The sequence below is a fragment of the Gluconobacter sp. DsW_058 genome (genome assembly GCF_002153615.1).
Classification (GTDB): Bacteria; Pseudomonadota; Alphaproteobacteria; order Acetobacterales; family Acetobacteraceae; genus Gluconobacter; species Gluconobacter cerinus.
The window spans coordinates 1-25,357 of record NZ_JOPH01000068.1; the positions used below are offsets into that span (position 1 = coordinate 1).

At 54.0% G+C, this 25,357-nt stretch carries 14 protein-coding genes and 1 pseudogene; 10 read left to right on the top strand and 5 right to left on the bottom strand.

What is annotated here, in order from left to right; genetic code table 11:
* Positions 1-158: 158 nt before the first annotated feature.
* The 10 genes and pseudogenes from HK24_RS11820 (at position 159) to HK24_RS11875 (ending at position 19,190) form a co-directional block, all read left to right on the top strand.
* Positions 159-611 (top strand): ATP-binding cassette domain-containing protein, encoded by a 453-nt coding sequence (locus HK24_RS11820; protein WP_158093005.1) that lies wholly within the window; start codon positions 159-161, stop codon positions 609-611.
* A 379-nt stretch (positions 612-990) separates the two neighbouring features.
* Positions 991-1,535: pseudogene (locus tag HK24_RS14050) on the top strand (ABC transporter permease).
* A 183-nt stretch (positions 1,536-1,718) separates the two neighbouring features.
* The gene (rsgA, locus tag HK24_RS11840; protein WP_158093006.1) at positions 1,719-2,750 is read left to right on the top strand and encodes a ribosome small subunit-dependent GTPase A; all 1,032 of its coding nucleotides are present in this window, start codon (positions 1,719-1,721) and stop codon (positions 2,748-2,750) included.
* A gap of 609 nt (positions 2,751-3,359) precedes the next feature.
* A complete protein-coding gene (locus HK24_RS11845; RefSeq protein WP_086634634.1) occupies positions 3,360-5,543 on the top strand; it encodes a Hint domain-containing protein in 2,184 nt (727 codons plus the stop codon).
* A gap of 117 nt (positions 5,544-5,660) precedes the next feature.
* On the top strand, positions 5,661-7,112 hold the full coding sequence (locus HK24_RS11850) for an AMP-binding protein (protein WP_086634635.1): 1,452 nt from the start codon (positions 5,661-5,663) through the stop codon (positions 7,110-7,112).
* 59 nt (positions 7,113-7,171) lie between these two features.
* Positions 7,172-13,525 carry a type I polyketide synthase gene (locus HK24_RS11855; RefSeq protein ID WP_086634636.1) on the top strand — a complete coding sequence of 2,118 codons (6,354 nt, stop codon included), beginning with the start codon at positions 7,172-7,174 and terminating at the stop codon, positions 13,523-13,525.
* A complete protein-coding gene (locus tag HK24_RS11860; RefSeq protein ID WP_086634637.1) occupies positions 13,522-15,333 on the top strand; it encodes a fatty acyl-AMP ligase in 1,812 nt (603 codons plus the stop codon). The genes HK24_RS11855 and HK24_RS11860 overlap by 4 nt, the downstream gene beginning before the upstream one ends.
* A gap of 2 nt (positions 15,334-15,335) precedes the next feature.
* Positions 15,336-16,520: an autotransporter strand-loop-strand O-heptosyltransferase gene (locus tag HK24_RS11865; RefSeq protein ID WP_086634638.1), complete on the top strand. Its 1,185-nt coding sequence runs from the start codon at positions 15,336-15,338 to the stop codon at positions 16,518-16,520.
* Positions 16,517-17,863: an autotransporter strand-loop-strand O-heptosyltransferase gene (locus tag HK24_RS11870; RefSeq protein WP_086634639.1), complete on the top strand. Its 1,347-nt coding sequence runs from the start codon at positions 16,517-16,519 to the stop codon at positions 17,861-17,863. Before HK24_RS11865 ends, HK24_RS11870 begins: the two co-directional genes overlap by 4 nt.
* Before the next feature lie 148 nt (positions 17,864-18,011).
* Positions 18,012-19,190 (top strand): serine hydrolase, encoded by a 1,179-nt coding sequence (locus HK24_RS11875; protein WP_086634640.1) that lies wholly within the window; start codon positions 18,012-18,014, stop codon positions 19,188-19,190.
* Between the two features lie 85 nt (positions 19,191-19,275).
* Here HK24_RS11875 and HK24_RS11880 read toward each other — a convergent pair whose 3' ends face one another.
* The 5 genes from HK24_RS11880 to HK24_RS11900 form a co-directional block, all read right to left on the bottom strand.
* The gene (locus tag HK24_RS11880; RefSeq protein ID WP_064274488.1) at positions 19,276-20,910 is read right to left on the bottom strand and encodes a S10 family peptidase; all 1,635 of its coding nucleotides are present in this window, start codon (positions 20,908-20,910) and stop codon (positions 19,276-19,278) included.
* A 232-nt stretch (positions 20,911-21,142) separates the two neighbouring features.
* Complete coding sequence (locus HK24_RS11885) at positions 21,143-22,504, bottom strand: 8-oxoguanine deaminase (protein ID WP_086634641.1); 1,362 nt, start codon at positions 22,502-22,504, stop codon at positions 21,143-21,145.
* A gap of 152 nt (positions 22,505-22,656) precedes the next feature.
* Positions 22,657-23,151 (bottom strand): nucleoside deaminase, encoded by a 495-nt coding sequence (locus HK24_RS11890; RefSeq protein WP_064274486.1) that lies wholly within the window; start codon positions 23,149-23,151, stop codon positions 22,657-22,659.
* Positions 23,152-23,163: 12 nt separating this feature from the next.
* Positions 23,164-24,495, bottom strand: a complete 1,332-nt coding sequence (locus HK24_RS11895) for an amidohydrolase family protein (RefSeq protein ID WP_086634642.1) — start codon at positions 24,493-24,495, stop codon at positions 23,164-23,166.
* Positions 24,492-25,331 carry an aromatic ring-hydroxylating dioxygenase subunit alpha gene (locus HK24_RS11900; protein ID WP_086634643.1) on the bottom strand — a complete coding sequence of 280 codons (840 nt, stop codon included), beginning with the start codon at positions 25,329-25,331 and terminating at the stop codon, positions 24,492-24,494. Before HK24_RS11900 ends, HK24_RS11895 begins: the two co-directional genes overlap by 4 nt.
* Between the last annotated feature and the right edge of the window lie 26 nt (positions 25,332-25,357).

Consider the following 25,357-nt stretch of genomic DNA (forward strand, 5'->3'; position numbering starts at 1 on the left):
CTTGTCCTTCATGAGTTTCCTCAATATCGCCGCAGCAAGGCTCTGGATTAGGTCTTTTGTCAACACGAGCTAGTTAAAATGGTCTGAAGGTCATACACGATCACCGTGCCGGGCTTGGCTGAGGCACGCCTTGGATGCGCCTTCAACAGAAAGACCTCATGATGCCCAATACTTCCGACGCACTCTGTTCTCAGGCGCATACTGGTGCGAACGGGAATACTGCAGGTCGTGCCGTCAAGCTTTCCATTGATGGGGTGTCGCATGCATTCGGTGATAATCTTGTGCTGGACAATGTCAGCCTCGATATCGCACCGGGAGAGTTTGTATGTGTTCTGGGGGCATCTGGCTGCGGCAAAAGCACACTGTTTAATGCGGTGTCCGGCTTGTTGCCTATCACTAAGGGCAGCATCAGGCTTGATGGAGAAGATATTGTCGGAAAGCCCGGTAATGTGGGTTATATGCTGCAGAAGGACCTGCTCCTTCTGTGGCTGACAGCGCTTGATAACATTGTTCTTGGGGCATCTCTGACCCGCGGTGCCACTCAGGATGACCGCCTTAGGGCTGCGGCGCTTGCCACGCCCGGGACGGATCGGTCGTATTCTCAACGTTGATCTGGAGCGCCCTCGAGATGTTTCATGCATGACGTCCAGCACATTCATGTCGCTAAAAGCTGAAGCGCTTGATCTCCTTTATCGTTGACCTTTATCAGAAATGAATTTTGAAATGAGCCTGATCCGGTCGATTTTTATTCATCCTGTGGTCAAATCCATGGGTTTTTGGTCTTTGGCCATGCTCATGCTTTTGGGGGTATGGCAGGCCATTATTTCCGTGTTCCACGTCCCCGCTTTTGTCATTCCGTCTCCAGTCGCCACGATAAGTGCCTTGTTTCAGAATGAGGTCATGATACGCGGACTGTTGTGGTAGACTTTCAAGGAAACGGTGGCAGGCTATCTTGTCGGCGCAGCAGTTGGTGTGCTCCTGGCTGTCGTGATGTCACAGTTGCCGGGTCTGGGGCGCTTGCTGTATCCGGCACTTGTTACATCTCAAACCATTCCGATTGTGGGTATCGCAGCGCCGCTCGTAATCATTTTCGGCTTCGGTATGACGCCAAAGCTTATTATTGTGGCCTGGATCGTCTTCTTTCCGGTCGTAGTCAATATGATGGACGGGCTGGCGCATATAGATCGTGACCAGATCAATCTCGCCCGTCTGCTTGGGGCGACGCGCCTTCGGACATTTTCTACATACGCCTGCCAGCCTGTCTGGGACCGCTTTTTTCCGGCCTTAAGATCGGCGCTTCTTACGCTGTAACGGGGGCGGTGATCGGGGAGTGGACAGCATCGTCCAAAATGGGACTGGGAACCTACTTGCTGGCGGCGAATGCGCAGATGAATTCTGTCGGGGTTTATGGTGCCATGCTTCTGATGACGTTGATTGGCATTGGCTCTTTCGCAATGCTGCTGCTGCTGGAATACGGCGCCATGCCATGGCGGCACAGAGCGACATCACCCTGGCGGCGTGCCCCACACCTTTGAGGGGCAGGGTACTTTTTGTTGGGGCTACAGGAGTTGCTGCTTAAAGGACTACCCAGTGCCCCAATAAAGGAGCATACCAAAACGCTGGGACAGTGCTTATAAAGCAGGCAGAGACCCAAGCCTGAACGAAAGACAAGATCCCTGACCGTACTGACATCTTATGGGTGGAGCGCTGAAACTGCGTTGGCCTTCCAGCCTTACTCCGGAAGTGAGCTGATCCCTGGGCGTGTCGTTGCACAGCAACGAGGCCTTCTTGGTGTCATTACTGAAAGTGGTCTGATTCAGGCTGATACTGCAGGGAAGCTTCTGCATACGTCGGATCCATTGGATCGGCCGGCTATTGGTGACTGGGTGGTGTGCCATCCGAGGTTTTACGAACGACGTGGCACCATTCAGGCTGTTCTGCCGCGCACGACCTGTTTTGTCCGTAAAGAAGTCGGGAAGCGGACGCAATCGCAGGTCATCGCAGCTAATATTGATGTCGCATTCCTGGTTATGACAACTGGGGCAGATTTCAACCTGTCCCGTCTTGAACGGTATCTGGCGCTAACAAGGGAAAGCGGCGCAAAGCCTGTCATGGTCCTGACCAAGGCTGATCTGTGTGAGGATATTGAGCAAGTCGCCAATGCTGCCGAGACTTGCGCCCCTGGAGTGGATCTCAGGATCGTGTCTTCTCTTGAGGGTACGGGGCTGAACGAGATTTCGGCATATCTCGACGGGCATCGTACTGGCGTTATGGTGGGAAGTTCCGGGGCGGGAAAATCTACCCTTCTCAATGCCCTAATGAAAACCGACCATGCTGCAACGGGGGCTGTCTCCGAGTATGACGGGCAGGGCAGGCATACGACGACCCATAGGGAGATGGTGAGCCTTCCTTCGGGTGGACTGCTGATCGACACGCCAGGAATGCGTGAACTCGGCATGGTGAATGCCGCGGAGGGTCTCGCCGCCGCATTCGGGGAGTTCAATGCTGAAGTCGAAGAGATTGCTCAGCAATGCCGCTTCCGAGACTGCAAACATGAAGCCGAGCCCAGTTGTGCGGTCCGGAAGGCTCGTGAAGATGGGAAGCTTGATGAGCGGCGCTGGAATAACTGGCTCAAGATGAAACATGAAATCCTGCTGCAGGAGCAGAAAAATCCAGCGGGACGAAGAGCGGAGCGGCGCGAACAGTTGCGTCTTAATAGAGAAGCCCGGAAAGCGAAGCGTAATGATTGAACCGGGATCGGATATAACAGCCCCCCTTCAGTTTCTGCTGCTAGCAGGGGTTTGTGCATATTTTAAGAATTTGATGATACAAATGATGAGTCAGGGTTTCGTTTAAAGCGACTGTCGAACGGTGCATTCTAAAATGGTCTCGCGTCATGGTCGTGTTTTTTTTTAGATAAAGAGCTGGTGTTTATTTCGGTTTATCCTCCGGCAAATTTTTCTTCCCTCTAAAAAAGCTTTTGGAACAATCACAGAATGAGGCCTCGCCCGTGCATCCGGTGATGAGGGGTCGGGACTCGTGTATCTTGTTTGTATTGTCGTTTAAATAGGGAATTGATCAATTTTATATTGGTCAATGCGCCCAAGAATTTAAAATCATACCGATAAATTCATCCATAAATGTAAAATATCACGACTAATTTATGGTATGGTATCTGGAGATGACAGTTTTATCGTTAATCAATAGTTATTTGGTTTTTTTTATATCAACACCATCAATGATTCCTATTGATTAAAATTAACGCCCTATCTTATGTTCGATTGTAGCGCTGAGCACGGATTAACAATTTATTATTTGTTAATAAATGCTTAACGCTTCTAGTGATGGAGGAATTAAGCATGGCTGGCGGAACAACTTATAATCTTGGTACTCGACAGTACGTCCTTGCTAATGGTGGCACAATATCGGGTTCTACATCGACAGATATTTTTGGAGATGTGACCGTTAATGAATCCTATTTTCTAATAAATAATACGCTTTCTGGTTCTACTGCGGCACAGTACGGAGCTATCATAGCTCAGACTGGCGACGTCGGAACAAATCTCGTTGCGACGTCCGCGGGTGCTCTGCTTGCTTCCGGCGGTACCATTACTGGCGCAACGGTTGGAAACTCTGCCGCAGTTCTGGCCTTTAACGGTGGAACCGTTACGAATTACAATGTAGCAGCAGGTGGCGCAGTTTTCGTTGGCGACCAGTCGCTCAACACGTCTGCTTCTGCGATCCTGACGTCCAAGGGACTGACGAATCTAAGTGGGCCTGGCATTGTCTCGGCTGGCACCTTACATGCTGGGGCACAGGAAATCATCACGAGTGGTGGTACTGACCGGGGATCCCTGATCCAGGGCAGTCAGTATGTTTCTGCCGGTGGCCTCACGATCAGCAACACCGTCAACAGTGGTGGCGTTCAGAACCTGTATAGTGGTGCTATCACCAGTGGGACGATTGTTGCCTCTGGTGGTACGACGGTTGCGAGCAGTGGCGCTACCATCAGTGCGACAAACATTTCTGGTGGTGTTGTTCAGCTGAATGCTGCTGCTATTCTCCGCGGTGCGGTCGTGAGCGCCGGGGGCAAGCTTACTGTCTCAAGTGGAGCAACTGCATCCAGCGTGACTGTATCGTCTGGCGGTACGGAGAGCGTGCTGTCTGGTGGTGTCATTTCTGGCGGCACAGTGCTCAGCGGCGGCAAGGAATCTGTTGCTTCCGGTGCAACGTCTTACAACGTCACAGTCTCGTCCGGCGGCTCGCTCACAGTTGTTGCTGGCGCTGTCCTGTCGGGAACACAGGTTGCTCAGGGTGCAGTTATCGATGTCGATACACTGACCTACGCTTCGGGCGGCACTGTTAAGCTTGACGGTAACACCCTTACGATTTCCGAAGGTGGTTCCACCTGGCAGACAACGTTTGGTGGCACCTTCAAGAGCACCGACTATTTTGTGATTGGCCGTGACACCGATGGCAGCACGATTGCAACGTTCGTTTGCTTCTGCGCCGGGACGCTGATCCTTACAGAAGATGGCGAAAAGCGCGTCGAGGACCTTCAGATTGGTGATCGCGCCATCACATATGTGGCTGGTCGTGAAGTCATCGAGCCTATCACTTGGGTTGGTCATCGCACGGCGCAGGTTCGTACGGATCTGCCAGTTGATCAGGCTGGATATCCTGTCCGTATCCTCAAGGATGCTATCTCGCCTGGCGTGCCGCATCAGGATCTCGTGGTCACTCCCGAGCATTGCCTGTATTTCGAAGGGCGCTTCGTCCCGGCACGTATGCTCGTTAATGGTCGTAGCGTTTTCTACGATCTGACAATGACGAACTACGAGTACTTCCACGTTGAGACGGAAAATCATTCCATTCTGTGGTCTAACGGTGCCCTCAGCGAAAGCTATCTGGACACTGGAAACCGTCGTGAATTCGGTCAGCAGGGTGGTGTTGTCCGTCTTGTCAGTGGTCCGGCTCGTGAATGGAGTGTTGATGCAGCGGCACCGCTGGCAGTGACGCGTGATCTGGTTGAGCCAATCTACCGTGCACTTGAAGAGCGCGCTGTAGCAATGTCCATTCCAGACCAGCGGAAGCCCGTTGTTCTAACCGAAGATGCCAACCTGCATCTTGTGACCCCTGCTGGTCATCGGATTAACGCGGCACGTCGTGCAGAAAACGGCGACTTTGTTTTCATGCTTCCTGCTGGCGTTGACGAAGTCCGTATCATGTCCCGTGCGTCTCGTCCGGCCGATGTCTTTGGTCCGGTGGTTGATGACCGTCGTTACCTTGGCGTTCTGGTTGGGGGTATCAGCCTCTGGGCAGGTAACGGTCAGAAGAGCCTGACTGCACACATCACGGAAGACGAGCTGTCAGGTTGGAACAACCGCGAAGAGGGTGGCGTTCGGTGGACGAATGGCAACGCTGTTCTGAAGCTTCCTGCGCGTCAGGATCTTTCGATTGCTGTTCTGACAATTGAAGTGAAGAACGCAGGGCCATACCTGCTTGAAGATGAGACTGACAACGTAGCTGTCATCGCATCCTGAAAAACTGCTTAGAAAGTTGAACGAAATGGAAGTAACGTGCGTTTCAGGAACGCATGTTACTTCCTTCTTTCTATTTGCAGGATTTTCATAGAGTTCCGAGGAATAGGTTGACGCAATATGTTTGAACGTCTGGCCCTGAAATATGCAGCCGGACATCCGGCCTCAATTGCGATGAGCTGGTTTGAGGGAGAGGCAAGCTTCGATCAGCTTTCCCACGATGTCAGCCGAGTTGCCAACGCACTTTTTCAACTTCGGGATCTTCTCCCGTTAGTTGTGGCCATTCGATGCGTACATCCATACAGACACTGGGTTTTCATTCTTGCTTTGGCCCGGCTCGGAATACCCTCGGCTTCGTTGCCGGGATATGTGGATGCTAACTTCTACCGCTTTGTGAAAATCCTGTCTCCGGACATTATATTGCTTGATGAACCTGTCGAAGGTCTCGAGCAACAGGTTCTGATACTGAACGACGCCTGGTTTGAGCATGTCTGCCAGACCGGGGCGGAATGTGCTGAAACCATCACAGTTCAGCCTGACGACGTCGTGCGTTTCTCTGTAGCCGGCGGGACAAGCCAGGATGCGCGTCGTATCGCCCTGACATCGCGATACGTAGAAACAGTGGTTTATCACCTGCTGTTTCAGGATGTGTTGTCCCATACCCATCGTCCTGAAAACCTGCGCGTCTTGCCGACGCTGGGGGCAGAAACTTCCAGCGGCTTTCTCATCATTCTCTCCGCCCTGGTAGCCGGGACGCGTTTGCAAATGATGACGGGTTCCGAGTTAGGGCTCGTCTTCAGCCAGGATATTCCGACAGTTGCCGTCGTTTCTCCTCGGCATGTGGAGGGCATACTCTCTCAGCTACCACCCGGCATGAGTCCCTTGGACAATCTGTTTCTGACGGTTGCGGGAGGGAAGTTACCAAAAGCGCTTTGTGCCTCCATCCGGCAAAAGCTCACCCCGAATGTTCAGGTTGTTTACGGCGCTGATGAATGTGGAGTGATTACCATTGTCTCGACGGACGTTCAGTCCAGCGATGATGAGGTTGGAAAGCCACTTCCCTGGGTTGGACTGGAGATCGTGGACGAAAATCATCAACGTGTTTCTGCCGGTGAGGTGGGGCGCATTCGTGTCAGCGGCACTGGGGTTATCGGCGGATACAATCTGGACCCGGCTGCGACTGCGGCACAATTTCGGGACGGATGGTTCTACCCTGGTGATACCGGTTTTGTGGACGCACATGGTACGTTGCACCTGCGAGGACGCGCGGACGATCTGATCAGTTTTGGCGGGGATAAGTTCGATCTGGAGAAGTTGGATGCGCGCCTTCTGGCATGTTCCGGCGTCAAGGATGGTGCGATGTTTGTTGTCCCTGATGATCAGGGACTTCCAACGCCATGGGTCGCTCTCGTGACAGAAGATGATTTTAACCTGGAACTGCTTTCAAAATGGATGCGGCATGACTTTCCCAATCTGCCGGATGCGGCGGCTGTGTGGATTGATGCTCTTCCCCGGACTGAGGACGGCCAGCCTGACAGAGTGGCTTTACAGAAGGCAGTCAAACCCTCCTGAACAATAATATTTCATATGCTCCGTTCCATACAGATTAGAAGACAAAAAGCGGGTTTTAAATGATCGATTACGGACATGAAGTGGCAGTCGTCGGGATCGGATGTCGCCTTCCCGGGGGAATAGAGACAACCGAGGCTCTCTGGCGCTTTCTGTGTGAACAAGGTGACGCCACATCCGATGTTCCGGCCGATCGGTGGGGTATCAAGCGTTTTTACGATCCCGAATACGAAACCCCCAACAAGACCTATATGCGGCGTGGCTCATTCATTGATCAGAAGATCGATGAAATGGACCCGTTGTTTTTCGGTATTTCGCCGCGTGAAGCCACCCTCATGGATCCTCAACAGCGGCTTCTTTTGGAAGTCGTCTGGGAGGCGATGGAAAATGCCGGAATTCTTCCTGCCACTCTGGCAGGAACCCGCACCGGTGTCTTCATCGGCACGTTTTCTCTGGACTGGCTCGTTGCTTGCGGTTCCCCTCTTAACCGGCCCCTGATCACGGATCATTTTGCCGCAACTGCTGCGTCAGCTACGATGCTTGCCGCGCGTATTTCGCACAATCTTGGTCTTCAGGGACCATGCATGTCTATCGATACGGCATGCTCATCATCATTGGTGGCCATTCATCAGGCCCGTATCAGCCTGCTGAATGGGGAAAGTGATGTCGTCGTGGCGGGAGGCGTCAACATCATGGTTGCTCCACCAGCTTCTATCACCATGTCCAAAGGGCACTTTCTGGCGGCTGATGGGCGCTGCAAAAGCTTCTCTGCTGATGCGGACGGCTATGGGCGCGGGGAGGGCGCGGGCATCGTCCTGCTTAAGCGACTTGCGGATGCAAAACGGGATGGAGACGTTATTCACGGTGTGATCGCGGGAACGGGCGTCAATCAGGACGGTCGTACCCTGTCATTAACGATGCCCAGTGAAGATGCTCAACGTGCGCTTATCGAAGAGGTAGCCCAAAAGGCGCACATCGATCTCGCCACGATTGGATATGTAGAAGCACATGGTACCGGCACACCAGTTGGCGACCCTATTGAAGCGCGTGCGTTGGGAACGGCAATTGGTCACAAGCGTGCCTCAGACAGTCCCCTAATTGTTGGGTCCATCAAAGCCAATCTAGGACATCTGGAAGCCGCGGCCGGTGTTACCGGGCTTATAAAGGCGCTCCTTTGCCTGAAACATGGCGCTATCCCGCCGCAGGCGAACCTCACACAGGTTAATCCTGCAATCCCGTTCGCAGATCTTCATTTGAAGGTCGCTCAAGACACTCTCACCCCGCTGAAGGCTGAGGCCGGAACGGTGTATGCAGGTGTGAATTCGTTTGGGTATGGCGGAACAAACGCAGTTGCGCTTCTCAGGGCACCGACGGTAGCGGATCAGCCTCAGAAAAGGCTGGAAGAGATCGTCAGGATGCCATCTGGACGTTTCCTGCTGCCTGTGAATGCGCTGGTAGACGCATCTTTGAAAACACTTGCGCGCTCTTATGCAAGTCTTCTGGCATCTTCTGCCACTCCGTCCGTAGCCAATGTCTGTTTTTCTGCAGCAACCTACCGGACGCGTCTGCCAATGCAGGCCGTCGTGTCTGGCCGGGATCGGGAAGAGCTGATTGCAGGCTTGAAAGCGCTCTCTGAAGGACAATCTTCGCCAGCGGTCACGGTGGGGCGGCGTCGCAATGGTGAGATGCAGCACCCGGTCTTTGTGTTTTCAGGAATGGGCTCCCAATGGAAGGGCATGGGGCAGCATATTCTCAGGCATGCCCCTGAACCTGTTTCCAGCACTATTCAGCAGATCGATAGCCTGTTTTCTGCACTTGCAGGATGGTCCATTCTGGATGAAATCCTGAAGCCTGCGGAACATTCCCGCATTGATGAGACGGTTGTCGCCCAGCCGGCCATCTTTATGGTTCAGGTTGTTCTTGCGGAGCTCTTCCGTTTTCATGGCGTGGTACCCGCAGCGATCGTCGGCCATAGCGTGGGCGAGGTTGCCGCGAGTTACATCGCTGGCGCCCTGTCTCTTGAAGACGCTGTAACTGTTATCTTTCATCGGAGCCAGCAACAGGCGCGTTTGGCCGGGCGCGGTGCGATGCTCGCGATTGGGATGTCTGGCAGGCAGGCTGCCGAAAAACTACTTCCAAGCTATGAAGACCGGGTGTCAGTCGCCGCTCTTAATAGCGCGAAGTCTGCGACGCTGGCGGGTGAAGAGGCCGCACTTAAAGAGCTTGCTGTGCGATGTGATCAGGATGGCACGTTCAATCGCCTTCTCAGAGTTGAAGTCCCCTATCACAGCATCCTGATGGAAGAGATCCGTGATGATCTTCTAAACCCGCTTGCCGCACTCGCTCCGAAAAACCCGAACATTCCGCTCTATTCAACAGTAACGGGTACGCGCTGGGCTGACGATGCTCTTCATGATGCGGAATACTGGTACGGAAATGCACGGCAGCCCGTCCTGTTCCATGATGCTATTCAGAACTTAATGGGCGATGGGCACCGGGTTTTCCTTGAGATTGGTGCGCACCCTGTACTGGGCGGTTTGATAAGGGAAACAGCGCAGCAGATTGACGGGGACGTTGCCGTCATTGCCAGCCTGAGCCGCAAAGACGCGGAAGATACAGCCATAGCGCGCAGTATCGCCAAACTCTACATGGCTGCCGTGCCGTTGGATTGGTCTCTGCTGACGGGAGGGCATCGGACGGACCTTCCTCATTATGCCTGGTCTCGCAGCCGGTTCTGGTCTGAGACTGAAGTTTCGCGCAAGGATCGGCTGGACGGAACCGTTCATCCGGTTCTCGGTATTCCAGTCAGTGCATCCCGGCCGGGTTGGCTTGCGGACATTAATCGCAACTATATGCCGTGGTTGCCCGATCATAAAGTGGATGGGATCTGCCTGTTTCCGGCTGCGGGCTATATTGAAGGCGGTCTGGCTTTACATCGTCAGATCGAACGCTCTGATACCGCAATTCTGGAAGATCTGGAAATTGGTCAGGCTCTGCTTCTGGATAGCCTCACGCCGCCTGTTGTCGAGTGGGCATTTGATGAAGAAACGCGCGTCCTGACGGTATCATCGTCTCATGGCGACGATGGCGAAGAAGAGTGGATTCAGCACGCTAAGCTCCGTGTTTTGACGAGTGTGCCATGGGCAGCAGACCCGGTAGTGCCTGAGAGACTACAAGCCGATCTCAAACACGAAATTCTGCCAGAAACGTTCTATGCGAGACTTGCAGAGCATGGGTTCTCGTACGGCTCGACTTTTCAGACAATCAAAGAGCTGAAGGCCGGTGAAGGTATTGCCTTCGCGCGTCTGGAGTTGGCAGATGCTGAGAGCATCGCAGAGTATTTTCTTCATCCAGCATTGCTTGATGGTGCTTTCCAGGCATTGATCGGTGCCGGATACAGCGCTGCGGAAGAAAGAGTTTTCGTTCCGACAGGCGCGCGGCAAGTCGTCTATCGTGGAGGACACCATAAAGTCCTTCTGGCTCATGCTGCTCTGACGCGTCGTTCCGAAACCGGCATTGAGGGCGATATCCGGCTCTTTACAGAAGCGGGTGAACCTGTTGCCGAAATCCTCGGATTCAAGGCGCGGGCTATTCGAAAGCTGATCGCTGCAGGTATGGGGGCGGAAAATGTCCGTCGTTTCTATCGCCCGGCGTGGGTCCAGACGGAGTTGCTTCCGCATTTTGCTGAGCCTCTAACAGCACTGGTTCTGGGGCGTGATGGACCTCTGCTGGAGCAGTTCAGTCAGGTTTCTGCTGGCCAGGGGATTATGGTTGATACCCTGAAGATCGATGATGTGGATCAGGCGGTCCTGGCAGAGGCGCTGGCTCAGACGAATGATGCAATCCTTTATCTGTGCTCACCTACCGAAGACGCAACCGGAAAACAGGGTATTGCAGAGATCTTGCGTCTCGTCAGGGCGATCAGGGTTTCGGAAGACGGTGAAGCTGCGCCGAAATGCCTGATCGTCACGCGCGGGGCGGTTTCTGCGGAAGCGCTTCAAAGCGATGATCTGGATACAGGGCAGGCCGCTATCCGGGGTTTTGCACGAGGGGTCGCATCAGAGCGGCCGGATCTTGCGCTTCGCATCGTCGATATCGGTCGTGTGGTTGACGAAGCCACGTTGCAGCAGCTCTGTGCGGAAATTGTTCAGCAGGATACAGAGGACGATATCGTTCTGCGCCCTGGTCTGCGGGCTGTCGGGCGTCTAACCCCGTCGGAAACGAAGCCAGAACCTGTGCCGACGCTTTATCATCCCAACGAAACGGCGGATGGACGGCTTGTCGGGGTCCGTCTTGTGAGTGCGTCGAATGGTTCGCTGGATCGGCTGCATCATGAGCGGTTTGTCGCAGATCCTCTGCAACCAGGTCAGGTCCTGTTTCGAACGCTCGCCGCAGCACTGAACTTCAAGGATATCCTGAAAGCGACCGGCCTTATTCCGCAAAGTGTTGTGGATGATACGTTCCATGGCGAAACCCTTGGCATGGAAGCCTCTGCTGAGGTAATTGCCCTCGGCGAGGGCGTAACGGATTTTGCGCCGGGCGAACGATATCTCGTCTCCTGGCCGGGGTGTTTTGCGTCTCATTTCACTGCTGACGCAGAAAGCATTTTTGCGCTTCCCATTGAAGGGCTTGGGTCGCCACTTGAAGCCGCCACGCTGCCTGTGGCGTTCATCACGGCGTATTATGGTTTGTGCCGTCTCGCTCATCTCGAAAAGGGTGAAACAGTCCTAATTCATTCCGGGACTGGTGGCGTTGGTCTGGCGGCGATCCAGTTGGCGAAAAGGGTCGGAGCACGAATTTTCGCTACTGCGGGCAGCCCGGAGAAACGGCAGTATCTTAAAGAACTCGGATGTGAGGGAGTTTGGGATTCCCGTTCGCTGGAATTTGCAGAAGGGATCCGAGACGTCACGCAGGGGCGCGGTGTTGATGTCGTTTTGAACTCCTTGCCCGGAGAGGGGCAGACGCACAGCTTGTCCATCGTGGCTCCCTATGGCCGATTTGTCGAAATCGGGAAAAAGGACATCATTGAAAAACGCGGATTGCCCCTCGCTCCGTTCAATGAAAACCTGTCTTTCTTCTCACTCGACCTTGATCGGATGATGCTGGAGCGGCCCGCGCTGATGCGGTCCCTCCTGTCAGATGTGGCCGCGCTATCCAAAAGCGGAGACGTGCAACCTTTGCCGTTGGAAAGTTTTCCTGCGCGTGATGCCGCCGGAGCGTTCCGCCTGCTGGCGTCTGCCAAGCACATGGGCAAGGTTGTTATTGATTACTCCGATCTGGACGACCTCAAAGCCTCGCCCTTGCCGAGGCCGCAGCCGCAGGTGTCGGATGGAAAAACATATCTTGTTACAGGCGGCCTGAGTGGCTTTGGCTGGGCAACCGCTGAATGGTTGATTGAACAGGGCGCTCGTAACTTAGTTCTGCTGGGTCGCAGAACACCGGAGGAAACCGGGGTGAGCGAGCAATTGGCAATCCAGCGTGCCGCAGGCGTGCACATTCATACCATCCTGGTCGATGTCTCGCACGAAGAGGCTATGCAGGATGTCTTCGAGGAAATTGCCTTTACGAGCAATCTCCCGCCAATTCGTGGTATTTTTCATTGTGCTGGAATTTTGGACGACGCGCTTGTCCAAAATCTGGACGAAGAGCGGATTGGCCGGGTTCTTGAGGCAAAAGCCCAGGGCGCAATCATCCTCGACCGTTTGGTTCAAGGCATGGACCTGGATTATTTCGTGCTGTTTTCGTCCGTCACGACGGTGCTGGGGAACGTCGGCCAGAGTGCTTATATCGCCGCCAATGCCGTTCTGGGTGCGGTAGCGGCCAATCGCTGGAAGGATGGAGAGGCAGCTCTCGCGGTTGATTGGGGAGCGATTGCAGATGTGGGCATGCTAAGCCGCAACGAGACTGCAGCCCGGGCTTTGGAGGCCGCCGGTCTTAAGGGAATGCCGGCTCATGATGCATTGGACCACTTGCCGGAAATGCTTGCGCTAGAGTTGCCGGAAGTTGCCTGTGTTGAGATTGACTGGAAAAAATGGGCGCAGATTGTTCCCGGGGCAAATGTGCTGGCCCGCTTTTCACTTGTTCGCCTGGCGGATGCCAGTAATGGAGCGACCAGTGAGCGGCTCGCAACGCTCTCGGCATTGCCGGAAGATGAACGTCTTCCTTATGTTGTAGAGCAGGTGAAGGTTCTGATTGCCCAGACATTGCATCTGGAGCCGACAAGCATTGATGACCGTGCACGCTTGTCCGAACTTGGGATCGACTCTTTGGCTGGCGTTGAACTTCAAACGGCTCTGCGGGTAGAGTTTGGTGTCGAAGTCTCCATCCTTGTTCTCGCACGTGATGAAAGTATCCGGAAAATGTCCCAGTTTCTTTTGAACAGGGTCAAGATCGGCCAGACGGCGCAACTCCCATGACACAGTCCTTTGCCACGGTTCTTGCCGCTGATGGACAGGAAATACTGGATTGGCAGCGGAGCACGATCGTTGATGCGCTGTTCTTTCATGCCGCCAGAACACCGGACCTCAAAGTCTATACTTTGCTCGGAGACGGCGAAAACGAAACGGACACTGTAACGGCGTCTGAGATTGCTGCGCAGGCTACGGCGTTGGCTGTATGGCTGAAGCGAATGCTTGAGCCCGGTGCTAGGGTGCTTTTGCTGTATGAAAGCAGCCTTGATTATATTCGGGGGCTTCTCGGATGTCTGTGCGCGGGGCTGGTACCGGTTTCAGGCGTGTATCCCAAAGCATTTGGCGCGCGGGACCGGTTTGTCGCGCTGAGAGATGATGTTGAGGCTGCGGCGGTTATCGGCAACCGCAGCATTCTCACCGAATTTCAGAAAGTTTGCCCGGATAAAGTCGATGGTTCGCGGTTTCTGTGGATCCCGACAGACAAGATCCGCCCGTCTGCAAAGTACGAAAGTGTGGCACATCCTTTACCAACGGATGTTGCGCTTATTCAGTACACGTCGGGCTCCACACGGACACCACGGGGTGTTCTGCTCACGCATCGGAATATCGCGCATAATCTGTTCCGTCAGGCAGAGGCTTTTGGGTATCGGCAGGGCGATTGCGGCGTTAACTGGCTTCCTCTCTCTCATGACATGGGATTGATTGGGGGCGCCCTCATGACACTGGCAACCGGAGGGCGGTGTATTCTGTTGCCGCCAGAAGCTGTTGCTGAAAAACCGATACGGTGGTTGCAGGCTATCAGTCGTTACAGGGCGACGCTCTCAGGTGGCCCCAATTTCGCATACGGAATGTGCGTGCGGTCTATCGCTCCCGAAGACGTTGCATCGCTGGATCTGTCCTGCTGGGAAGTAGCGTTCAACGGGGCAGAATATATCCGCGCAGAGACGATGCAGTCATTTACAGAACGTTTTGCGTCATCCGGGTTTGATGAACGTGCGTTTTTTGCATGTTATGGCCTTGCAGAAGCGACGTTGCTGGTCACGGCCAGTGAGCGTGGGCAAGGCGTGTCGTTTCGGGAGTTTTCCCGTGACGGTCTTGCGCATGGTCATGCACTCCCGCCGCGCGATATCCTTGATAGGCGCCTTTTAGCAGGCTGCGGCAGGCCACCATCTGACATTATCGTACGAATTGCCGATGGGGACACTGAAACAGCGCTACCAGATGGAGACGTCGGAGAAATTCGTATTCATAGTCCCGGCGTCGCAACGGGGTATGTGAGCCGACCTGTAGAAAACAGTCGAGTTTTCGAAGGACATGTTGCGGGCGAAGAGGGGACTTTTCTGAGAACGGGAGATCGCGGTTTTCTGTTGGATGGAACGCTTTATGTCACTGGCCGCCAGGATAATCGGATCAAACTCGGCGATAGTGTTCTTGATCCGGAAGATATTATTGCTTGTCTGGGAGCGTTCGAGGCCGATATTCGGCTATTCTCAACGGCAGTCTTTGATGAGACCATTGAAGACAAAACGTCGCTTGTTCTTGTGACAGAACTGCCATCGGGATCGGATGGTGATCTGACGCAACTGGGTAAAGCTATCGGCGAGACGATCTGCACACATTTTCCGACGCGGCGTTGCCGTGTTGTTTTCCTACGCGCCAGTGCGATCCTAAAAACGCCGAGCGGAAAAATCAGAGCGGCGGAAACCAAGAACGAGCTTCTTCAGGGCAATATTCCGATCCTTGGCGAATATACTCATAGTCCAGCAGGATCTGGCCAGGTGCGCATTCTGAAAATTGCAGAGGGGAAAATGTGAGCATGAGCAGCCCCTCAGTGCCTCCAGCTCAACCCGCTTCCATTGTGCCGACGCAGGAAGGGCCGGGAGGTATTCGCTTCGATTTTAACGATGGATGCCGCGTTCTCCTGCCTGCCGGTAATTGGCATGTTGTCCTGAAAGATCTGGATACGCACACGGTTTTATTTTCTGAGGACGTGTCTCAGGGGATCGTACAGAGCATAAAAAGATATTACCTGCGCTATCAGATCGAGATTACAAAGGACGGCGAACCCTTCTTCACGTATGAAATGGACCTGCACGATCAACCCGTTCTCGTGCGAATGCGGGAAGGCGGCATCGGTGATCATCTTGCTTGGTTCGGGCAGGTGGCAGAGTTTGCCCGTAAACACGAATGTCGGCTGACATGCATGGTGCGCCCGGACATCGCCAGTCTTCTCATCCCGGTGTATCCCAACATTCGGCTTGTCTCGACTGAAGAAGAGGCAGGAAAAGACTATTATGCCTCTTATAAAGTTCTGATTTTTTACAATGACGTTGCCCGCAACCATAGCCCGGTGGATTATCGTGAAGCAGGGCTGGAAAATAATGCGGCTCTTATTCTGGGCCTTTCGAGGACATCACGCCCACCCGATGTTGACATCATGGAGGGAGGGAGGCCTCTTGCGGAACGATATGTCTGCATTGCGACCCAGGCCACATCCCAGAACAAATACTGGAATAATCCGTTTGGTTGGCTAGAGACGATCCGTTTCCTGAAAAAGCATGGCTATAGAGTCATCTGTATCGACAGGAGCCGGGTCAACGGCGTCGGAACCATATGGAATAATATCCCATATGGGGCGGAAGATTTCACAGGTGCGCTGCCTCTTGCTGAACGTGCGCGATGGTTGCGACATGCGGAGTTTTTTATTGGGCTTTCCAGCGGTCTAAGCTGGCTTGCTTGGGCAGTCGGTACGCCTATTGTGCTGATCAGTGGTTTCACGCGGCCTGATAATGAGTTTGAAACACCCTACCGCGTGATTAACTGGAATGCCTGCAATGGGTGTTCCAATGATATCCGGTGTCAGCTTGATCCAGCCGATTATCTTTGGTGTCCGCGGCAGAGCGGCACTGACAAACAGTTCGAATGTACCCGACTGATTTCTTCGCAGCAGGTAATCGACACAATCAGGAAAATTCCCGATTTTGAGGGAGTGTCAGAATGACGACTGCAAAAGCGAATGACATCTTCCAGTCGATCATGCTTGCTGGACATTCCAGTAAGCCTGTTGCGACGCCGCCTGCCGTAGATACGTCTAATGAGACTGATAGTGTCTCGAAATTAGATGCGGCTGCCGGTTCTGCGTCATCAATCGAGACCGCGACATTTCCGAGCCCTTCAAGCCTAGCAACGCAGGAAGGTTTTGCGGGTATTCGTTATGATTTTAACCAAGGGGTCCGTGTCACGGTTCCCAAAGGGATATGGCGCATTCGGCTTACTGATCTTGATACGGACGCGGTTATTTTTGACGGTGAGGGGAGTAATGCGACCTTTCAAAGCCGAAAGAAGCATTACCTGAACGCAAGGATCGAAGTTTTTCAGGCGGGCATGCTCGTTTTCTCTCACGACTATGACGCTCAGGGTAAAAAAATAGCCATTCTTATGGCTGGCAATACGATCGGCGATACGGCTGGTTGGGTGCCATATGCTGTGCGTTTTGCACGAGACCATGCATGCGAACTCACAGTGATGGTATCGGCACAGATGAAAGAACTGCTTTCCGCGTCATACCCAGATATCAGATTTGTTGAAAAGCAGGAGTTCAGCGCGTTAAAAGACGAGTTTTACGCCACATATTACATCGGTTTGTTCTTCGGGGATGAAGATAACACCTGGCAACCTGCTGACTTCCGGATTGTTGGATTGCACAGAACAGCAGGCTATATTCTCGGGGTTTCCCCCGAGGAAGAGCCTCTACATCTGGATATTCCTGACGAACGACCGATTGCAGAACCTTATGTTGTCATCGCCAGTCAGGCTAGTGCCCAGTGCAAATACTGGAATAACCCGACGGGTTGGTATGACGTCGTGGAGTTTCTCAAGCGGTCAGGGTATCGCGTTATCTGTATCGACCGAGAAATAAAGTATGGGCAGGGCCTTCATTGGAACCAGATCCCTCATAACGCGGAAGATGAGACTGGCGCCCGGCCCCTTCGCGAACGCCTTCAGTGGCTGAAGCACGCAGAGTTTTTTGTGGGGCTGTCGAGCGGTCTCTCCTGGCTCGCCTGGGCGGCGGACACACCCGTTGTCATGATTTCCGGATTTACACATCCGATAAACGAATTTCAGACACCGTATCGGGTTTTTAATACCAACGGCTGCAACAGTTGCTGGCACGATATTCGGCATCCGTTCATCCATAGTGACTTTCTTTTCTGCCCCCGTCATGCGGGCACCAGTCGTCAGTTTGAATGTACGCGGAATATCACATCTGGTCAGGTCATTCGGACTATTAAAGCAGTGATGCTTGAGCACCTGCTAGAGAGCGCGCATCGTCCTTCAGAGTGAATTATAAAACGCTCTTCCCGAGCAAGGGGCAGTTCGGGTAGATCTTTTTTGATCTGCTCCCTAAAGCTACCCTGCTTGCGCTCTCCCTGAACCGCGTTACTGTTCCGGTTCTTACGTATCCGGAAGAACCGGGAAGCAGGAGGCCAGATTGCTTTATTCATTGACCAAAGAGCGCAGCAGTCGGCGTCAGTTTCTGATCGGCGGTGCGGCGCTATCCTGTAGCGCTCTGGTGGGATGTGCCTCTTCCAGTGAGGGAAGGTTTTCCAAAGTTGACGCCTTGGCGCGACAGGCCGTGAAAGACAAAGAGACTCCTGGCGTTGTTCTTGCTGTTGGTCATAATGGCGAGATCGCACATCGCTATGTGTATGGAAGCCGGGCTCTGGTGCCTACTCGTGAGCCTATGACTTGGGACACGCGGTTCGATATGGCGTCTTTGACCAAGCCAACAATGACGGCTCTGGCTGTCATGCAGTTGGTGGAACACGGAAAAATCAATATTGACGATCCGGTCGTGCGTTATCTTCCAGAGTTCGCAGCCAACAAAAAATCGGCTGTCACCCTGCGGCTTCTGCTGACCCATTATTCGGGTTTCCCCCCGGATGTGCCGCTTGATAGCCCATGGAGTGGAAAAGCAGAGGCCGTCCGGCTTGCCATGACATCGCCGCTTGCCAATCCGCCGGGGGCAAAGTTTGTCTATAGCGATATCAATTACATTACGCTGGGTCTGATCGTGGAAAAGGTTACAGGTCAGCCCCTGAACCAGTATGTCGCTGACAATATTCTAACGCCTTTGGGAATGTCGCACTCCGGTTATCTGCCGGACGCTGCCTTACAGCCTGATATTGCGCCTACGCAGTATGATGATCAACATCACATGTTGCGTGGTGTCGTGCATGATCCGACTGCCCGCCGCATGGGGGGCGTTGCAGGGCATGCGGGGCTTTTCTCCAATGCGCAGGACATGTGCCTGTATGCACAGGCGTTACTGGATCGTCTCGCTGGTCGTCCCAGCACGTTTCCGCTTCAAAGAAGTACATTGGAGTTGATGACAACCCCACAACAGCCCGCTGGGAAAACTGACCTGCGAGGACTGGGATGGGATATCGCCACGCACTATTCCTCCCCAAGAGGGGATCTGTTTTCGGCGAGATCATTCGGCCATACCGGCTTTACCGGGACGTCGCTCTGGATTGACCCTGAGAGTGACAGTTATGTTCTCATTCTGACCAATCGGGTTCATCCGTCCGGGGGCCACAGTGTCGTGAAACTCCGGCATGATATTGCCACAGACGCTGCTCGGGCACTGGGCGTAGCAGCACACCCCTGATCATATTTTGAATGGCAGACCTGTCACAGCTCAAAAGTTGACAGATCTGCCTTTTAGCGTCGCTTAATCGTCAAGGTGTATGGTGTTAGCCATGCGTCTTGTTGATGAAGTTGACAACATTATCATGGAGTTCGGTGAGGGCTGGTGCATGGGCATAGACCATGTGACCGGACTCATACTGATGAATTTCGATGTTTGAGGCCAGCTTGTGAGGGATCGGGAGATGCTGCATCTCATAGATCCCTTCAAAGAAGGGCGTCCCAAGATCGTAGTATCCCTGATTGAGCATAATCTTCAGGCTCGGGTTCTGCTTCATGGCGCTTGCAAGGTCCGGCAGGACGTTTGGCGCGCCCTTGGCTGGCCGACCGGCGCCTGGCTGTTTATGCACAAAGGCCCATTTGCCGATTGAATGGGCGCTGACCTTGTATTCTTCGTAGCCGTCATTGAAAGCCGGGTTTGTGCCGTAATGCAGTGTATTGCGCGCATAATCGTTGAAGGCGGACACATACGCTGACTGCATCGCGGCAAACTGGGGGTCATAGTCAGGGGTCTGCGCCAGTGGATCAATGGCTGGCCCGGAGAAGCGACTGTCCAGACGGCCTGTATCCATTCCGTCATCTCCGAGCAGGGTTTTGGCAAATTCGCCACCACTGACGCGAAGATCAGCTTTTTTCAGGTAGTCGACGGGAAGGCCCGTATATTGGTGCAGTTTCTGGGCCGTTTGTTCCAGCTTTTCGTCTGAAATGGCGGTGCCGTCCTGGAGGGCGCTGGTATAGTCCGTCAGAGCAAAATGTTCGACTTCGCTCAGGAAGGTTTTCAGGTCTTTGGGTTGTGCTGGCAATTTGTGATGATACCAGGCCGTGGCAGCGAAGCTAGGCAGCGCAAGGACATAAGGCTGATCAACACTGGGGTTTGATTTCACGTTGTCGATCGAATTGTCGTAATCCAGAATCTGCGACAACAGCATAACGCCATTCAGATCGATGCCTTTTTCAGAGGCCAACTGGTTGGCGACGATTGCTGAGCGCGTCGTGCCATAGCTTTCTCCGAACAGGTATTTGGGAGAGTTATATCGCCCGAAACGGGTCAGAAACTGAGCAATGAAGTCTGTGAAGGCTGCGGCGTCCGGATCTGTACCGTAGAAGGCTTTTTCCTTGTCTTTGCCGACAAGGCGCCCAAAGCCAGTGCCTGGCGCATCAATAAAGACAAGATCCGTGGCATCCAGCGGACTGTCATTGTTATCAATCAGTTTGTACGGGGCAGCTGCGGTGTGGCTGTCATCTGCGGTGACGATACGATGTGGGCCAAAAGCACCCATATGCATCCAGACACTCGAAGAACCGGGACCACCATTATAAACAAACGTAATCGGGCGGTTCTCTGCGTGCGCGCCCTTCTTGAAATAGGCTACATAGAAAATGGAAGCGACGGCGTCCGGGTTTTTCTTTTCAGCTTTTGGATCGCTGGGGCCGGTATCGGAATCATCCCACCCTTGGGCATGGACAATCAGCGTGCCGGTGACGGCCTGGTAAGGAATGTGCTGACCACGAATGGTTACAGCTCCATCTGATACAACCTTCTGGGGTGTTGTCAGAAACTGCGATGCCGTTTCAGCCTGTTTGACGTTGTCAGAGACGGGGGCCTCCGCGTGAGCTGTGAGACAGGTGGCTGCCAGCAGGCTGACAGCAAGAAAAGAACGGGTCAGGATGCCTGAACGCATGGGTAACTCCTTACAGATTAAAATGATTTTGTAAGGAATACGGAACCGTTACAAGTTCAGGATCTGGTGAGGGAAATGCGGCACCTCTGAACTGTCACGTTCTGTCTCACGAAACAGGGGCATACCGCACTCTTTTCGTTGAAAATAATATTTTCGCAATCTTCAGAACGATGGTTTTCCGTTAGCTGAATGATGATCCAGACGGATGTCCAGATCATCGTTCAGCTCTGTTTCAGGACGCGGGCGTCAAACGCTGGATGCGCATGGCTTCCTTGCGATGAGCCCCAAGGATATCCCCCAGGTTTTTCAGCACAGGCTGCCCGTTCTCAACCAGAATTTTGCCGTTGACGATAGTGGTTCCGGCAGTCGCCGGGGCGCAGCGAAGCCACGCCTCCACGGGGTCCGTCAAAGCTCCTGCAAGGGAAATGTCCGACATCTGCCAGATAACCAGATCCGCACATGCCCCGGGACGCAGATGCCCGATCTCATCATCCCAGCCCAGGCAGGCCGCTCCCCCGCGTGTGGCCATATCCAAAGCGTCTCGGGCCGTCATGGAATGTGGCCCATTGCGGAAACGACCCAGAAGCAGCGCCATACGGGTCTCCAGCCAGAGCGATGCATGGTCTGTCGAAGCTGAACCATCACAACCAAGCCCCACACGCATCCCACGCCGCCGCATATCCATGGCATCCGCAGAGCCGCCTCCAATCATCATGTTGGAGCAGGGACATTGCGCCGTGCAGACGCCAGCATGCGCCAGACGGTCGATTTCGTCAGAGGAAGGGTAAATGTAGTGTGCCACCCAGGAGCGAGGGCTAGCCCAACCTACACGTTCGAAATATTCTGTTGGTGTGCAGCCATAGACCTCCGCACAATAGCGGTCCTCATCGTGATCTTCTGCCAGATGGGTGTGTAACCTAAGGTCATATCTGTCTGCCATGGCAGCAGATTCTGTCATGATCCGTTCGGAGACACTGAAAAGAGAGCAGGGGGCCAGAGCGACCCGACCCATCGCGCCTGGAGAGGCATCATGATAGGTTTTTACTAGCCTTTCGCTGTCTGCCAGAATGGTCTCTTCGTCCTGCACGACAGATGCGGGGGGAAGTCCTCCATCCTCTACGGATCGCGTCATGGAGCCGCGAGTGGCATGGAAACGAAAGCCTATATCCTTGGCCGCACGAAACTGGGCGTCGATCAGAAAGGGCTTGGGATGGACATACATGTGATCCATGGATGTCGTGCAGCCCCCCATCAGCAGTTCAATCATTGCAACAGCTGTTGAGAGGTAAACAGACTCTTCGTCCAGTCCGGCCCAGAGCGGATACAATCCCTGAAGCCACTCGAACAGCGTCCCATTGGTTACGGGGGCATAAGAGCGTGTGAGATTTTGATACATGTGATGGTGGGCATTGATCAGGCCCGGAGTTACCAGCTTTCCATTAGCCGATATGATTTTTTCTGCTTGTGGAGCAGCTTCTCCGGAGTGACCTGTGGAATGAACGCGCCCGTCTTTAATGGCGATCCACCCATTGGGGATTTCCCAATTCCGATCAATGTACAGAGAAGCATTTGTGATGAGGAGGTTGACCGTCATTGCGGCATCCTTTCCCAATAACCATCAGCAAGCCATGATCACTCATGGCTTTCGCAGAAGGCCCTGTTCCGGAGATGCGAAGTCCGGATCGTCATCAAACTTGCTTTGAGCGGGCGAGGAAGGCTTATCGTAGCATCAGGTTCGTCCTGCTGTCACGAGCCATGTGCCGCCCAGAATTCTGCCTGCAATGCAGCTGCTTCCTGTTCCAGCAGAGGCCCTACGACGTCCACTGGCTGCTGGCCAGCAGCAAAGACGGTCCTGCATGGGAGATCAAGTGTGGGATTTTCCGCGTGATTGCCAGTCATGTCTTTCAGGTCCTTTTCGGACTGGCCGTAAACAACGCGTCCGATCCCGGACCAGTAGATCGCACCTGAACACATTGCGCAGGGTTCTGCAGAGCTGTAGAGCGTGCATTGGCGCAGGCGTTCTGCCCCATAAGCTTTGCTGGCCCGGCTGGCGAGGAGACGCTCGGCATGGGCTGTCATGTCGCATCCTTCTGCGCTGTAGCCATTACCCTGCTCCATCAAAACAGTGCCTGTCTCGTCCACGAGAATAGACCCGAACGGATGATCCCCGCCGTCACGTGCTTTTCTGGCAACATCGAACGCCATACGGAGAAAACGCAGGTCGTCTGTTTCTGTAATCATGCAATCAGTTCCTTATTCCTTGACCAGACGGCCATTGATCCAGACACGATCAATCGTCTCAGGCGAGGCATGACAGACAATTTTCTGGGCACAGCTGGCCGCACTGTCTTGCGATGATAATCGCAGACTGCCTGACGTGCAGCGAAGCTCCAGCGCATCGAACGCCTGTCCGGGCAGGAGTTGTCCACTTGGCACCCCGAGAGCTTCCGCGCCGCCTCGTGTTGCAAGCCAGAACGCTTCCTGAAAATCTATCCTGTGGTTAGGCAGACCCCGTTTTGTCGGTGGAATTTCCGGGTTTGTCCCGCTTTCCAGCATCCTGGACGCCAGAACGGCCTGCCGTGCATTTTCAAAGATGGACGGAGAATAACCGCCGGAAAGGTCTGTTCCCAGCCCACAGTGAACGTGATCATCGAGAACGTCGCGAACGGGCAGGGCTGCTCCAGCAAAAAAGACGTTAGAAATCGGGCAGTGGGCAAGTCCAGCATTGCGGTTTTTAACCAGGGTTCGGTCATTCTGGTTTAGGAACCCTGCGTGCGCCAGGATGGTATGGTCTCGCAGGAGACCAAAAGTATCCAGTGCAGACGTGTCTGTCTGGCCTGTTCTCTCCAGAACATGATGATGCTCCCAGTCACTTTCTGACGCATGGGTCTGCACTTTGACATTCATTTCTGCGGCAAGTGCGCCAAGACCATTTAACAGTGCGTCGGAGCAGGCAGGAATGAATCGAGGCGTAATAACAGGCTGGACCAAATCGGCCTCGTTGCCTGGCAAAGCTCGGACGGCATGAATGAAGCGTCGCGTTGCATCGAGAGCATCCTGGGCGCTGGCCTGACGATAGTCTGGCGGACACAGGTCCGGATGATCCATTGCCACCAGTCCAACGAACCCGCGTTGCCCGTATTTGATGCATGTGCGGGCAAGAACAAGACTGGCTTCTTCGTGGATCGTGGCAAAATAGAGCGCAGTGGTTGTGCCATTTCGCAGAAGGGTTTGAACCAGGTCCTCATAAACCGTGGCTGCGAAGGCTGCGTCCGAATAGCGGGCCTCTAGAGGAAAGGTATATGTGCCAAGCCACTCTTCCAGTGGACGATCCAGAGCCGTGCCAGCTTGAGGCCACTGAGGCGCATGAATGTGTAGATCTGCCAGGCCGGGAACGAGGAGAGTGTCGTCTGGCAGGTGAACAAGCGTTTCACTGCTTTGCAGGTCTTGATAGGCCTGCGTTCCGGAGATTGCGCGTTGCTGAATGATCCCGTCGTCGCCAACCAGAATAGCCACATTTTCCAGAACGGCCTCCTGCGGCGTTCGGGATGCCAGCGCCCGGCCGGTGACGACAAATGCACTCACGACAGAGCACCATACGTCACGCCTTTTCCTTTAAGCCAGCGCCGGTAAGCCACAGACGAACGATCTGCCATGGTCGGAATTTCATATTTTCCGTCCAGGGGCATCAGGCGAGGGCGCTGGTTTTCAAGAATGATCCTGTCCTGAAGAAAAATGAATTGCTGGAATTCAACCAGTCCGCCCAGTGAGGAACTGTCGTCGATCAGGAACATCACAGGATGGGCGCGGGAGCGGGTTGCGGTCATCGGTTGGACGAACAGAGCGATGACGTCCTGTCTTTCGGGAGAGGCCGGGCAGGTTTTATAAAGAAGCGTCGAGAACGGGGCAGCAACTCGATAGGTATAGTCAGTTAAAATCCCGCCGGACGCAGAGAGTGCCGCCTGAGGCTGGAAGAATGTACAGTCGGTTGCCCAGATCTCTGCACCGTCTTCACGCGTTTCGATCTGATACCGCCGAACTTCGGTTTCAGGCTCTGCCCCAAGAATATTGGTATGAACAAAAGGGAAGTGGGCCATATCGAGGAAGTTTTCGACGACCCTTAGGCCTGACGAATGTACGGCAATAGACCCGCAACATACCTGCCGGCGGTCTGCCTCAGCCGCTTCGGGAATGGCGGGGATATCCCTGACTGGCTCTCCAAGAGACGTCCAGAGATAACCGTAGCGTTCCTGCACGGGGAGGGGACGATTGCCGCAGAGCGCGTGAAACGCATTGTTTTCGTCGCGGGAGATCTCAATCAGCCGGTCGAGCAGCATGGTCTGGAAAGTCACATTTGTCAGATCCCCGACCATAGCCACAGGATACCAGTGTGATAACGTCTCTGGATCGGGGCTGGTCATGGCACGGGCAACCTGCTGCTGGTGAC